Source organism: Cellulophaga lytica DSM 7489 (assembly GCF_000190595.1).
Lineage (GTDB): Bacteria > Bacteroidota > Bacteroidia > Flavobacteriales > Flavobacteriaceae > Cellulophaga > Cellulophaga lytica.
Genome location: NC_015167.1, coordinates 2,787,410 through 2,801,686, shown reverse-complemented (window position 1 = coordinate 2,801,686; position 14,277 = coordinate 2,787,410). Strand labels below are relative to the sequence as shown.

The window sequence follows — 14,277 nt, the reverse complement described above, 5'->3', positions numbered from 1 at the left end:
TTTTGTTATTAATTAGCTTTTAAGTAACTCTTCAAGCATTTTAAAGGCTTCTTCTCCGCTACCAACAAATCTTTTAATTATTTTTCCTCTTCTGTCTATTATAAACTTCGTAGGAAACCCTTGTACGTTAAACCTGTTTACAAAATTGTCTGGTGTATTTTTCTTATCACTCATTAATTGCATCCAACCGTAATTATTTTTATTTACAAAGGCTTCTATTTTTTCTTTTGTATCTCCAGAGTTAATACCAACAACTACTAAATTATCTTTATGTTTTTCTTGAAACTCTTTTACTTCAGGCATTTCTGCAACGCAAGGACCACACCAAATACCCCAAAAATCTATAAGAACATACTTACCTTTTAGGCTGTTAATGTCAAAAATTTCACCATTTAAAGTTGCATTGGTTTTTATGCTTGGTACAGGAGAACCATCTGCAGTTTCTTTAATACCCTGTACTCTTGTTGCAACATCTTTATAATCTTTATAAGCAGCTAAATCTGTAGATAATACGCTAAATAGTTCTTCTGCTTGCTCATTAGTAACTTGGGTACGCAACATTAAATCGTTTAAATACCAAGCAGAAGCTAAAGCATTAGGGTTATTTTTTAAATGATTAACTAGAGCATCTATAGATTTTTTAGAAATAGCTTCTGACTTTTTATTAATCTCTTCTTTTTTAGCTTTATCATCAGTGTAGGTGCTTTCTACTGCTAAATTACCCATCTCATTATACATTGGGTACATAAGTTTGTTAACTTTAGCTAAACCATCATTAAAAGCATCACCGCTTGGGTAGGCATCAAAATAATCTTTTGCTTCACCTTTAATTGTGATATTTGCACCTGGCGATGCATATACCATAATAGTGCCACTTTTTACAGGAATATAACCTCTACCTCCTTTTGGTATTTTTGATAGTTTTTTATCTGGACCACTAAACTTAGGAAACACCCTTATTAAAGCAACTTTAGAAACGTTTGTTGTTAATTTAAATTTACCATTAGTAACTATAATAGAATCTGAAGGTGTTGTTCTGGTATACTCTTTATCTGGATGCCTAAAATATAAATTTCCTTTTAAGCCCTTAATCTCACCTGTAATTGTAAAAGTATTATCCTTATTTTGAGCGTTGTTTTTATTAAAGCTTATAAGCGCTATAAAGCAAACAAATAGTATTTTGTGTATTTTTTTCATAGTATATATTGTTAATTTTTTAAGACTTAAATAATTCTTTAAGTTTTGTATCTAATTCTTCCTTTGTAGGGTTTCTAAGTATAATTTTTAGGTTACTATCTAGTAAATAAGTAGTTGGTAAAAAAGGAACGCCATAGGCATCAGCTACATCTCCATTTCTTCCTATAGATTTTTTATTTACATCAAAAACATGCAACCAAGGCGTTTGGTCTTTTTGTATGGCATCTCTCCAATTTTTGTCTTTATCACCAGTAGCTACACCTACAACCTCAAAACCTTCACCTTTATAGGTGTTATAAACTTTTTTTAACTTAGGAAAAGAAGCTCTGCAAGGTACGCACCAGCTAGCCCAAAAATCTACTAATATATATTTAGCCTTAACATTAGATAGGGTTAAGTCATCTCCAGATACTGTTTTTAAGGTAAAATCTGGAGCCGTAGCACCTGCAACAAACTTTTCTACATAATCTTCATAGGTTTTTTTAATGAAATTAAAAGCACTAGACTTTACAGCATCACCTTTAAAAAGGTTGTATACTGTTTTCATTTCTTCTCTAGACATCATAATTTCACTAAATGAAACCCCCATTATTTTAGGTCCAATTGGTGATGTAGGGTTGTTTTTTACAAAGTTTGTTTTAAACGTCTTAAGCTCTTCCTGTTGCTGTTTTTCTAAGGGCTCTAAAGCTTCCATTTTTTGCTTTACTTTATTCATTAAAGCAGCGTCTTTAGACTGTTTTGCGGCCATAACCATTTCTCTAAACCCTTTAAAAGCACCGTATTTATCTTGGTTTTTAATGCTATCCATTTTTTGTAATTGTAGCTTGTAAAAATCTTGAGTTATAGATCCTGTTACTTTGGCAGCATTGTATCCACTTGTAGCTTCAGAACTTAATACATCTATATCAATGGTAATTTTACTGTTTTCTAGATAAAAATATGCGCTAGTTTTTGTGCCAATATGTACACCTACCATATCTACATTAGCCACTTTACCAGTAAACTTAAATGTGCCATTAGTAATTGTAGTACTATCAATAGTAATTAAAGGGTCTGTAAATAAAGATGGTGTGCTTTTAAGTTTTACCCAAGTACCATCTTCTGCTCCTTTAACATTACCTGTAATTGTATATCCGTTTGGTGCATTATTGGTTTTACAACTAATACAAAACAGACAACTAATAAGCAGTAATCCCGATAATTTTAATATAGTGCGTTTCATAATTCTACTACTTTATTAATGACCAAATAGCTCTTTAAGTTTAGCATCTAACTCTTCTTTGGTTGGGTTTCTTAATACAATAGTGTTATTAGCATCTACTAAAAATGTAGTTGGTAAATGAGGAACGCCATAAGCTTTTGCTATTGCTCCATAGGATGCTCTTCCATTTTTTACAGGTGAAGTATCAAATACATGCAACCACGGCGTTTGGTCTTCTTTAATAGCTTTACGCCATTTTTCTTCAACATCTGCAGTACCTATACCAATAATTTCAAAACCATCATTTTTATATTCTTTTCTTAATTCTTTTAAATGAGGGAAAGAATTTCTACATGGCACACACCAGCTTGCCCAAAAATCTACCAATTTATATTTGGCATTTATTTTAGATAAAGTAAGGTTATTGTTTTCTAAATTTTTAAGTGTAAAATCTGGTGCTGTATTACCAACACCTAAGTTTTCAAAATTATCTTTATAAACCTTTGTAATATAGTTTTTAAAAAATGATGTTTTACGGGCATCACCTGTAAATAAATTGTAATATTCTTTTAGTTGATCTTTACTCATTCTGCCTTCAGAATACTGAAACCCTAAAATATGTACAGCAACAGGAGAACTAGGATTGGCTTTTGCATAATTAAACTTAGTGCTGGTATATCTTTCACTTTGTTCTAACATTAATGGTCTTAGTTCTTTTTGAAGAGCCGATACTTTATCCATATCTTTTTGATTTTTGCTTTTTTTAGCTGCAATAACCAAATTTCTAAGAGAGTCTAAAACCTTATACTTAGGGTCTTTAAAAACAGCTTTTGCTTCCTGATCTATTTTTGTGTACTCATCATGTGTTTTAGAACCAGAAACTGTAGAATTGAATCGCCAATCGTTTTCTTTTCCATCAGACCAATTTATAGTTATTTCTATTGGACTATTTTCTAAAAAGAAACTACTACTTTTATCATTTATAACTAAGCTAACCATATCTGGGTGTTCTACTTTTCCTGTAAGTTTAAATTCACCATTAGCTATTTCTGTACTATTTATTGTTTTTAACTTAGAGCGGTCTCTATTTCCTTCTTCTACAATTTTTACTGTACCAGAACTTAAGCCTTTAATGGTACCTGTAATAGTGTAACCAGTACTAGTTTCTTGTGCATTTGGCTTGTTTTTACATGCAAAAAATATAGCAGCCACTAAGCATATTAAAATACTTTTTTTCATAATTATATATTTAGAGAATTAAATAATTCTACTAGTTTTTCATCTGAAGGTCTTGGAGCATTGGCTTGTACAATATTACCATTAGGGTCTAATAGTATAAATTGAGGAATACCCATAATTTTATAATCAGATACAAAAGAAGTGTTAAAATCGTTATCTGTAATTAACTGTATACCCCCCATTTCTTTATCGGCAACCATAGCTTTCCATTTATCTTTGTCTTTTTGTTTATCTGTAGAAATGCTTACAAAATGAATGTTTTTACCTTGGTATTGCTCTTCTATTTTTTTTAAGAATGGAATTTCGTATTTACAAGGCCCGCACCAAGTTGCCCACACATCAATGTAAACGTATTTGCCTTTTAAATCATCTAAAGAAGTTGTGCCACCTGCATAATTTTCATAATTATGAAACTTAGGAGATGGTTGCCCTTTATCTAAAACTTTTAGAGACTCGTATAATTCTTTTATTTTTTTAATGTGTTTTTGGCTTGTTGATGCATTTAAAAAGTCTTGAAGATCTTTGTCTTTATCTTTTGACATTGGTAAACGCATTAAAATAGCTTTATATAACTCGGCATTTTTAATAATTGGGTTACTTATTTCAGATACTGCTTTGGCACTAGCATCACTGTATGGTATAGAATCTTTTTGGTAGTAATCAAAGGCTTTTTTTCTAATATTTGCACTAACCATTGCTTGGTAATCTGATGAGTACAGATAATCTTCTGCGTTATCAAAAGATATTTCGTTTAACTCTTTTTTGAATGTTTCTGAAGCTTTAAAATCTTTATTTTTAGAAAGGTATCCATACATTTTTTCGTACTCAGATTTTTTAGCTAATCTTCCATAGTTAATTGCTCTTAACTCATTTTCGTTAATGTTTTCTGGAATATCTTTTAGCGAAGTAAGACGGTTTTCTAAATCCTTTTGAAAGTTCAATACTTTGGTTTCAAAAGTAGATTCGTCTACATTATAACTCCCTTCTCTATCCATTATAAAATCTAAGTTCTTAGATTCTTTATAAATAAAGTAATTATTTAAGTCTGCATAATCTCCTGAAAATTTTAAACTTTTAATATTTTCTTTTTTATTAGCTTCAATATTAATGTTAGCACCTTGTGTTACATATGCAGCAAATCTTAAATTGCCAAAGCGTACATTGTATACACCATTTTCTTCAATAAAAAGAGTATCAGAAAATATGCCTGTATCTTTCACATTAATTGTTTTTGAAAAACCATTTAACGAGCTTACTTTAAGTTCACCTCCTTTGGTATTGCTAATATTTCCGGAAAATAAAGCATAGTTAACAGGAGTTTCTTTTTTACAAGCCCAAAGCATAGCAATTGAAAAAGCTATGGTAATAAATTTTAATTTTCCCATACTGTAATTTTTAAATAGTGTTTTGTGTTTTTATATATGAAGATTTTTAAACTATGCAACCCTTATTTTTTAGTTAATGATATGTTTATTAACTAATGGTTTAAGAATAGTTTATAGGAAAAACAAGGCTTAAATATTATAAGCCTTGTTTAAAAAAATAACTAATACTGATTTTGTTCTAGCTCTCCGTTAGAAATTAAAATTTCTTCATTTGGAATTGGAAAAGCATATTTTCTAGATTTTACATCAAGTGTTGTTGTTATTGGCGCTTCGCCACCATTAATAGCACTTGAGTTAAATGGATAGAATGTTCTAGACAAGATTACATCATCAGATGCGTCATCATTATTATTGTAGCGTCTAATATCATACCACCTATGCACAAAAGGCATTTCTCTTCTACGCTCTTCTAAAACTTTTCTTAAGGCTTCGTTTTGATTTAACGCGCTAAGTTCTATTGCATCTACAGGTGCTGTGGCATCCATTCTGGCAGCTCTTAGTAGGTTTGCTGTTTGTAACCCGTCTGCCCAAGCGCCTTGCCTAATTTTGCATTCTGCTTTAATTAATAGCATTTCTGGTACAGAAGGCCCACTTGGAATATCATCTTTAAAAAAGAATATATAACCAGGATAACTAAATGGCGGTGCAATGGCACCACGTGAATATGAATAATCTTCAACTATGTGATATCTATACCTTAAATCATACTCATCATCATAAAGATTAAGTAATTCTTGTGATGGCCAGTTTGCCCAAGATGGGTTTGATAACATTCTGTAATAATAGGCTTCTCCAAATTCAAGCCTATCTTCTGCTACATTTTGTTGATCGTGTGTATAAGGATACAACAACTCAACACGCTCTGGGGCAGGATTAAATATAGTTGCAAAAGCTGGTATATCAGAAAAACGCATATCTGTATTGTAATTTCTTAAATTACTATACTCATCTAGTGCATTTTGTGCATAATCTTGTGCCAAAGCATATTCATTTAATGCCAAATAATACCTTGCTGCAAAACCATTAACTGCAGCAGTGCTTGCACGCCAAGAGTTATTTAAACCATTAACTTGGCTAAATTCTCTTGTGATTTTTAAAGCATTCATTAAGTTTGACTCTATAAAATCATAAGTTTCGCCTAGACTAACTCTGGCTGTACTTTCACTAAAACTTGTTGTTTGTTTTATTGGTAAGCCTAATTCATCTAAATTAGTAGTAGAATAAGGCAAGCAATAAACATTTGCCAAAACAAAATAACTGTAAGCTCTAATAAAATAACATTCGGCTTTTATATTGGCTTTTTCTTCTTCAGAGGCAGTCACAGCGTCAATTTGTTCTAAAATATAATTGGCTGTAAATATTTTTTCCCACTCTGCTGGCCAACCAGAAAATCTGCCAGATTCATTGGCTGCTAACTCTGTGTTCCAAGTACCAAATATAGCACTAGCAGGAGAATACGCTCTATTAAAATTATCATGCATATTTGTGCTTAACTCAAAATCATCTGAACCATAGATTAAAGGAAAAATAGCTTCATCTGAAAATTCATTGTAGTTATTTAATAAAGCTTCAAAATCTTCTAAAGATTCTGGTGTTACCGAATCGTTTTTAGAAGGATTTTCTTCTAAAAAATCATCACAGCTACTAAAAGCTGTTATTAGTAGTAAAATTGCTATATATTTATATGTTTTTTTCATAATGTTTTAGTTTAAAAGTTTAAATTCATACCAAATGTAAAAGTAGCCTGTGGCCTTAAAGTGCCTTTTGGAAACTCTGGGTCTTCATCAAAATCATTAAATAAAACCACACCAACATTATTTGCTTGCGCATAAAAACTTAAACTATTTAAGCCTAATTTAGATATTACTTTATTAGGTAAATTATAAGTTAAGTTAACTTCTTGAAACCTTAAATGGTCTGCATTTTCAGTTAAATAGTTCATATAAGGGTAAAACCTGTCATAGAAAAAATATCTAGATGAGATTTCTGGTATAGGTATAATGCTATTTGGGTCTCCGTTTGTAACTTCATTGTACTTTTCGTTTACACTAGTATTACCACCAGTAACAGCATTGTAATTAAAACTTTGTCTTCTAAAAACATGGCCAAATTTACCTGTAACAATAAAAGATAAGTTAAAGTCGTGAATTTTAAATGAATTTCTAAAACCAACTACGGTTGGTGCATTGGTTGTGCCTTGCGCCTCCATAAAAGTTCTAGCATCTCCATTAACAAATGTGGTTAATGGAGCTAGTTCACCATCTACACCTATTACTGTTGGTTCTGGCGTACCAGTACCAAAATCAAACATGCCGCCGTATTGGTAAGACCATAAGGTGTTAGCATCAAAACCTTCTCTGTATGAGGTTGTTGGGCCAGCTGTTAAATCTGATGCTGTATAAACACCTCTTTCAAAAGTTGTAATTTCATTTTTATTATGAGAAAACGTTAAATTACCAGACCAAACAATGTCATTGCCATTTATTGGTAGTGTGGTACCTAAACTTACTTCAACCCCCTTATTCACCATTTCGCCTCTGTTTAACAATTGGCTAGTTGTACCATACACAGATGTTAAACCTTGATTAACTATTAAGTCTTTACCTTGCTTGTTATAAACATCTATAGCACCATTTAATTTGCTGTTAAACAAAGAGAAATCTGCCCCTAAATTCCAGCTATAGGTTTTTTCCCATCTTAGTTGTGGGTTACCAAGATCTGTAACACTGGCTGTTATTTGGTTTGTAACATCATTTAAGGAATTACTTAAATTAATTAGTGGCATAAATGATGCACTTGGTATTATATTACCTCCAGCACCATATGTTGCCCTAAGTGATAACCTGTCTACCCAATTAACATTATTCATAAATTCTTCTTTATCTACATGCCAACCTAAGCCAACAGACCAAAAAGGATCATAACGTAATTTGGGATCTGGAGCTACTATATTTGCGGCATCTGTTCTGTAACTACCCGAAACAGTATATTTGTTATTGTATGTATAAGCTAAATTACCATACATAGAAAAGAACCTATTTGTTCTTTCTGTAAATGAGTGTTCTGGAGCTAAATCAAAGTTGTAAAAAAAGCTACTGAACCGTGCTGGGAAAAAATTCCATAAAGAGTGTGATTCTATATCAACTAATAAACGAGATGTTGTTAATTTATCTGGGGCATAACCAAAGGCAGCTGGGTTTGATGTTGTAGAAAACACCCTGTTAGACATTTCTGTACCAGCGATAAAATCTATATTATGCTTATCACCAAAAGTACGATTGTAGCTTAACTGATTTCTAAAATTATACGATCTAATTTCGCTGCTACCTTGTTCTAAAATACCGCCTTTAGGAACTAATTGTGTTGGTACACCACCAAAATTCCATTCAGGTCCAGATGTTTCGTTAATAAATTGGCGAACATCAAATGTTTTGTCACTATAATAGTTTTCTGCTTCAGAATTAAAAATTTCATATTGAATTCTAGAAGATAATTTCATCCCCTTAATTAAATCTAAAGTTAAGCCTGCATTTATTCTTGCGTTTAATTGCTTAGTGTTTAAATTTCTGTTATTAATTTCTGTAATAGGGTTATATGACCAGTCTGAGTATGGAAAATTATTAAAAGGTACATAAGCATCTACATTAGGTCTGTAATAATGTAAATAAGACATATCTGTTAAACTGCCATCTTCATTTTTAAGCATATCCCATGGCGCTAAAGATTTTATAGTGTTTAACATACCTCCAGTACCAAATAACGGATCTGCCTGACCAGAATTAGTATCAATATCATTATGCTGTAACATAGCGCTAAACTCAAAATTAAGTCTCTTACTTAATTTTGTATTGTTTTTAAAATTTATAAGATATTTTGTTTGTTTGTCTCCTTGAAAATAGGTTTTGCTATCTTCATACATTAATGATAAGCTGTTAGACATTTTTTCTGTACCGCCATTAATTGCAATATTGTGTTGTGTAATTAAAGGCGCACTTAAAAGGTTATCTCTAATTTGCTTTTTATTATCTAAAGAAGAGAGGTAGTTAAGTGTAGCGTCTCTATCTGCGTCAGAAATTCTGCCTAATCTTGCCTCATTCATAGCTACAATAGCTTGTGAATATGGACCAAAATCACTTGTGCTTGGGCTATTTCCTGGAGGGTTACCTAAAATACTGCCAAAAAAGTTAGTATCAAACGCTGCTTGCTCATAAGCTAAAGTCTCTTGGCTATTAGCTCTAGCTAAAGCATAATCTAAATCTATTTTACTAGAAGCTCTCACAAAAGAAGATACAGAAACGTTTGTTCTTCCTTTTTTTCCTTTTTTTGTTGTAATAACAATAACTCCATTTGCTGCTTTTGCCCCCCAAATAGAAGCTGCTGCGGCATCTTTTAATACAGTTACACTTTCTACGTCATTTGGGTTAATTGTACCAAAACCTCCGGTAATATTAGGAGTATTACCACTTACAATTCCTAAATCTCCAAATGTATCTAAGCCAGAGTCTATTGGGAAACCGTCAACAACAATTAAAGGTTGCGCATTAGCGCTTAATGATGATTGCCCTCTAATTTGTATGTCTATAGAACCATCAGCATTGGTAGTTGTTTGCAAACCAGCAACAACACCTGTTAGTCTTTCTGCAATACTACTTGATGGTTTTTCTATTTGTTTTTTAGACACTCCTACGTAAGATCCAGTAGCACGTTCTTTAGAAATTTTTTGGTAACCTGTAGAAACAAGTACAACCTCATCTAATTTACTAATTGCCTCTTTTAAAACTATATTATAACTAGTTTTTCCTTCAACTATCTCTGTTGTATATGTTTCAAAGCCAATACCTCCAACGTAAAGAAAATTTCCTACATCTCCCATAATTTTAAAATTACCGTCAAAATCTGTACTGGTTCCTCTTGTTAAAAAGTCTTTTTTATTGTCTGAACCATTTTGTTTCCTATCGGTAACATAGACATTCATCCCTAACAAAGGAACACCTAGTTCATCTACAACCTTACCTTTTATTTGCAATTGGTAAGCTCTTTTTTTATTAGACTTTTTTACAATTACTATTGTTTTGTTTGGTAAAAACTCATAAGACACATCACTATTTTCTAGTGTTTTATCTAATAATGCATTAGCCTTTATGATACCTTTATGTAGCACCACTTTTGGATAAGCATCAAAAAAACCTTCACTATAAATAAACTTATAGTCGGTTTGTTCCATTATAATATCAAAAACCATATCTACACTAACAACAGCATCTTCTTTAATACTGATTTTAGCGTTTTGTGAGAACGAATTTGTAGTGGTAAAACTAAAAATTGTGGTACACCATAAAAAGATAATAGCTTTCATAATCTTCATCATTAGTTTTCTTCTATAGCAGAAGAGAACATTCATTAATTTAATTTTCATAAATTTGAGTGTTTTTTTGGTTAGTTACTTAATTAATCGAGATTCAATACAAAATGGGGGATAAAGTGTTATTCTTTGGACGGTATAAACTTTGTTCCCTTTATTTTATGTAAATAATTCTATTTTTTATTTCATAGGCATTTATGTTACTTGTGTTTTTAATAATTTGTAAAATTGTTTCTATATCCTGTGTTTTACCCAGTACTCCTTTAAAGTTAATATTTTCTAGGTCTTTATTTTCTATTACAAAATCTACATCATACCACCTAGACAATACTTTTGTTATTTCTATTAATGATTTATTTTTAAAGTTAAAATTACCTTTTCGCCAAGCAATTTCATTTTCTACATTAACATTGTAAACTTCTACTTTTTCAGCAATACCATTTGCTATTACTGCTTGTTGCCCTGGCTGCATATCTGCTTTATAAGATCCGTTTTCTAGCATAATTCTACCTTCTACCAAGGTAGAGTAGATAAAGTTTTCATTTTTATAAGCCTTAATATTAAACTCGGTTCCTAAAACTGCAATGTTTTGTTGGTTGGTAACAACATTAAATCCGTCTCCGTTATGGTTTTCACTAGGTGAAACATCAAAATAAGCCTCGCCATAAACCAACTCTACAGATCTAGACATTCCTTTTTTAAAATATACCGGATACTTTATTTTTGTTTCTGAATTTAACCATACCTTGGTTCCGTCAGACAATTGCAATGCATATTCACCACCACGCGGTATAGTTAAAGAGTTGTAAATAGTTTTACCTTTTTTTCTGCCGGCTGTATATTTAAGTTCTTTACCGTTGCTTTTTGCTTTACCAACGTTAACCTCTTTACCATTTTCTAAAACTACTAAAGAGCCATCTTCTAAAGAAAGAGTTGCTTTATTAGAACCCACTTTTATATTATGTGATACTTGTACTGGCTCTGCTCCTGTTTTATTAAATAAAGATGTTTTAAAAAATATACCAGACATTACAAGTACCGCTACAGCTGCAGCTGTGGAATATTTTATTAAAGTAAAAATTTTAGCTTGCTTTGCTTTCTTTTTATCTTCTTTAATAGTATCTAACAATTGTTGCCTTGCTTTTTCTGTATTAAACTTTTGTAATACATAATCTGATACAACATTTATTTTTATATATTCCTTTAGAAACTTTTCATTATTTAAGTCGTTATTAAGTAACTCCTCTAAACCATCGAGCTCTTTTTTAGTAGACTCTCTAGTAAGGTACTTAGCTATTAACTTATCTAATTTTGTTATTTTCTTTTTCATTATATTTTTAACATATATACTTTAATACGTATACATTTTACTTAACCCTAACATTTTATTAAAGTTTTTTATATATTGGCAACATATTTAACCAATTATTGTCTTTTTATATGAGTCCCCCATTAAATAGCGACATTAATTTTATAAATGCACTTAAGTCTGGAAATACTTCTGCATACAACAAGCTTGTTAATGATTACCACCAGAAACTTTGCGTTTATGCGCTTAACCTTACACATGACCGTAGTGAGGCAGAAGATATTGTGCAAAATGTTTTTATGAGAGTTTGGCGCAAGCGAGACAAGCTAAAGGCCAATTTTTCTATACAGAGTTTTTTGTATAAATCTGTATATAATGAGTTTATAGATCATTATAGAAAACAAAAAAATGTTTTTCCTTTAGAAAAAAAGTATTTAGATGCTTTACACCATTTGGTAGAAGAAACAGATGTTGTCTCCTTTGATAATCTTATTAAAAAGGTAAAACAAGAAATACAAAATTTACCACCTAAATGTAAAAATGTTTTTTTATTAAGCAAGCAAGAAGGGTTAACTAATATAGAAATTGCAGAGTATTTAAATATTTCTATAAAAACAGTAGAAGCCCAAATAACTAAGGCTTTTTATATTTTACGTACTAAGATTAATAAGAAAAAGGATAGTAATTTATTTTTATATTTTTCTATCTTAAAACTAAAAAGAGTACTGCTTTTTAAAAGTTAAAAGGCGCAACAAAAAACTTTTGCCACGCCTAATAAACTAAAAAACGAAATATTAAAAAACTATTTTTTTACTTCTAATGCCTCTAATATTTTATAAAACACCTCTGTGTTTTCAAAAACTCCTGTAAAATTATTTGACTTTGGTCCGTACGCAAAAACAGGAACCATTGTAGCAGTATGGTCATGAGTTATAAAATTTCCTTCTACTTTTTGGTGGTTACCGTTACCACTTGCAATACCAAAACCAGATGTTTCATGATCTGCAGTTATAATTACTAAGGTTTCTTCATTACTATCTGCAAACTTTATTGCTTCTGCTATAGCCTTATCAAAATCTATAGTCTCTGTTATAATGCCTTTAGTGTTATTAAAATGCCCAAAAGAATCTATTTGTGCAGCTTCTACCATTAAAAAAAATGGGGTGCTTTTACGGTTTAAAAAAGATAATGCTTCTTTGGTTGTTTGCGCTAATAAGTTACCTCTACCATCCATAACCGATGGCACTCCTTTGTCTGCTAAAAAAACTCCTAATTTTTTTGACGTGTTCTCCCCTACTTTTAAAACATCATTTACTATAGTAAATTCTTTCTCTAGCGGTAAATTTTTATACAAACTAGCCCCGCCACCAGCAAAAAAATTAAGATTGCTTTTTAATAAATCTTTTGCTATTTGTGCTGTATTATCTCTATCTATTGCCTTTGCATAAAATGCAGAAGGTGTTGCACCTGTAATTTTATCTGTAGTTATAATACCTGTTAAAAAATTAGCGTTACCTAATACTTCTACTAAAGTTGGTAATGGTTTACCATTAACATCTGTGCCAATAGCTCTGTTGTTTGTTTTTTGCCCTGTAGCAATAGCTGTACCAGCAGCAGCAGAATCTGTAACTAAATCATCTGCAGATTGGGTTTTTAGTAACCCAACAGATTTTAACTGCGTAAGTGTTAATTGCCCTTTATTTGCAATTGTTGCTGCCGTTATTTGAGACAAGCCCATACCGTCACCAATCATTAAAATAACGTTTTTTATGGGCTTGTTTTTCTTATCAGAAACATAAGTAGGTATATAAGTTTTTGATAAGGATTGTGTTGTTAATGTACGTTTATTTAATGTTTTTACATAAGTTACACATTTGTACGGCATATCTGTATTTATAACATTTACACCCATCTCTACAAATGTTCTCCATGCTGTTTTAGAATCTGGTGTAGCCCAAAACCTAAAAGGTTTATTTAGCTTTTTTACTGAAGCAATTACGTTGCTTATCACATCATAATCTGTATGTGTTAATCTTCCTTTACCGTTCCAAACAGAATATTTTTTAAAACTTGTACTAACCATACCAACTTTATCCCAGTTTTTAGGAGATAGGGTATTGTTTAACTCTTGATGATCAAAATAAATATAACTTGGGTAAGTGTAATAAGTGCTTGGTTTAGGTCTGTTACCAGATATTAAAAACTTAATATTTTTATGTGATGTTAATACTGTATATTTTTTTAATACAGTTATAATTTTTTGAATTGTTTTTTCTGCATCAGATTTAACATCTATCATTAAAATTACATTAGATGTTGTTAACTGCTTGTTATTTACAGCTTGTTGCAAAGGGTCTAAATACAAGCTTTGTAGCGTATTGTTTGGTATTATTTCTTTTTTTGTGTGGGCTACAAACAATTTGTTTTTTGTTAACCAAACGTCTGCCTCTATAATATTGGCTCCGCTAGATAGCGCATTCCAGAATGGAATATTTTGTAGATAATCATTATGAGAATGAATAAGAATTTGATTTTCTTTTTGAGCAAAAGAAATCATAGAAAAAAAACTAACGACAAGAATGAT

Annotated in this window: 9 protein-coding genes; 1 reads left to right on the top strand and 8 read right to left on the bottom strand. The window is 31.1% G+C overall.

Annotation, left to right across the window (positions count from 1 at the left end; genetic code table 11):
• Nucleotides 1-12: 12 nt before the first annotated feature.
• The 7 genes from CELLY_RS12345 to CELLY_RS12315 all read right to left on the bottom strand — a co-directional run bounded on the left by CELLY_RS12345 (nt 13) and on the right by CELLY_RS12315 (nt 11,714).
• Entirely contained in the window at nt 13-1,197 is a 1,185-nt protein-coding gene (locus CELLY_RS12345) for a TlpA disulfide reductase family protein (RefSeq protein ID WP_013622013.1), read from the bottom strand.
• Between the two features lie 19 nt (nt 1,198-1,216).
• Nucleotides 1,217-2,419, bottom strand: coding sequence for a TlpA disulfide reductase family protein (locus CELLY_RS12340; RefSeq protein ID WP_013622012.1), 1,203 nt, complete (start codon nt 2,417-2,419; stop codon nt 1,217-1,219).
• Between the two features lie 15 nt (nt 2,420-2,434).
• Complete coding sequence (locus tag CELLY_RS12335; RefSeq protein ID WP_013622011.1) at nt 2,435-3,637, bottom strand: TlpA disulfide reductase family protein; 1,203 nt, start codon at nt 3,635-3,637, stop codon at nt 2,435-2,437.
• A 2-nt stretch (nt 3,638-3,639) separates the two neighbouring features.
• Nucleotides 3,640-5,022, bottom strand: a complete 1,383-nt coding sequence (locus CELLY_RS12330) for a TlpA family protein disulfide reductase (RefSeq protein ID WP_013622010.1) — start codon at nt 5,020-5,022, stop codon at nt 3,640-3,642.
• Between the two features lie 161 nt (nt 5,023-5,183).
• Nucleotides 5,184-6,719 (bottom strand): RagB/SusD family nutrient uptake outer membrane protein, encoded by a 1,536-nt coding sequence (locus CELLY_RS12325; protein WP_013622009.1) that lies wholly within the window; start codon nt 6,717-6,719, stop codon nt 5,184-5,186.
• 11 nt (nt 6,720-6,730) lie between these two features.
• Complete coding sequence (locus CELLY_RS12320; protein WP_148228906.1) at nt 6,731-10,438, bottom strand: SusC/RagA family TonB-linked outer membrane protein; 3,708 nt, start codon at nt 10,436-10,438, stop codon at nt 6,731-6,733.
• Nucleotides 10,439-10,538: 100 nt separating this feature from the next.
• Nucleotides 10,539-11,714, bottom strand: coding sequence for a FecR family protein (locus CELLY_RS12315; RefSeq protein ID WP_013622007.1), 1,176 nt, complete (start codon nt 11,712-11,714; stop codon nt 10,539-10,541).
• Nucleotides 11,715-11,824: 110 nt separating this feature from the next.
• Between CELLY_RS12315 and CELLY_RS12310 the strand changes: the two genes are divergently transcribed.
• Complete coding sequence (locus CELLY_RS12310) at nt 11,825-12,436, top strand: RNA polymerase sigma factor (RefSeq protein ID WP_013622006.1); 612 nt, start codon at nt 11,825-11,827, stop codon at nt 12,434-12,436.
• A gap of 59 nt (nt 12,437-12,495) precedes the next feature.
• Here the strand turns inward: CELLY_RS12310 and CELLY_RS12305 are convergent, their stop codons facing one another.
• Nucleotides 12,496-14,250 carry an alkaline phosphatase gene (locus CELLY_RS12305; RefSeq protein ID WP_013622005.1) on the bottom strand — a complete coding sequence of 585 codons (1,755 nt, stop codon included), beginning with the start codon at nt 14,248-14,250 and terminating at the stop codon, nt 12,496-12,498.
• Between the last annotated feature and the right edge of the window lie 27 nt (nt 14,251-14,277).

Coding starts and splice junctions, on each gene's coding strand:
- CELLY_RS12320 (WP_148228906.1), bottom strand. CDS start 10,438: ATGAAAATTAAATTAATGAATGTTCTCTTCTGCTATAGAAGAAAACTA.
- CELLY_RS12305 (WP_013622005.1), bottom strand. CDS start 14,250: ATGATTTCTTTTGCTCAAAAAGAAAATCAAATTCTTATTCATTCTCAT.
- CELLY_RS12335 (WP_013622011.1), bottom strand. CDS start 3,637: ATGAAAAAAAGTATTTTAATATGCTTAGTGGCTGCTATATTTTTTGCA.
- CELLY_RS12330 (WP_013622010.1), bottom strand. CDS start 5,022: ATGGGAAAATTAAAATTTATTACCATAGCTTTTTCAATTGCTATGCTT.
- CELLY_RS12325 (WP_013622009.1), bottom strand. CDS start 6,719: ATGAAAAAAACATATAAATATATAGCAATTTTACTACTAATAACAGCT.
- CELLY_RS12315 (WP_013622007.1), bottom strand. CDS start 11,714: ATGAAAAAGAAAATAACAAAATTAGATAAGTTAATAGCTAAGTACCTT.
- CELLY_RS12345 (WP_013622013.1), bottom strand. CDS start 1,197: ATGAAAAAAATACACAAAATACTATTTGTTTGCTTTATAGCGCTTATA.
- CELLY_RS12340 (WP_013622012.1), bottom strand. CDS start 2,419: ATGAAACGCACTATATTAAAATTATCGGGATTACTGCTTATTAGTTGT.
- CELLY_RS12310 (WP_013622006.1), top strand. CDS start 11,825: ATGAGTCCCCCATTAAATAGCGACATTAATTTTATAAATGCACTTAAG.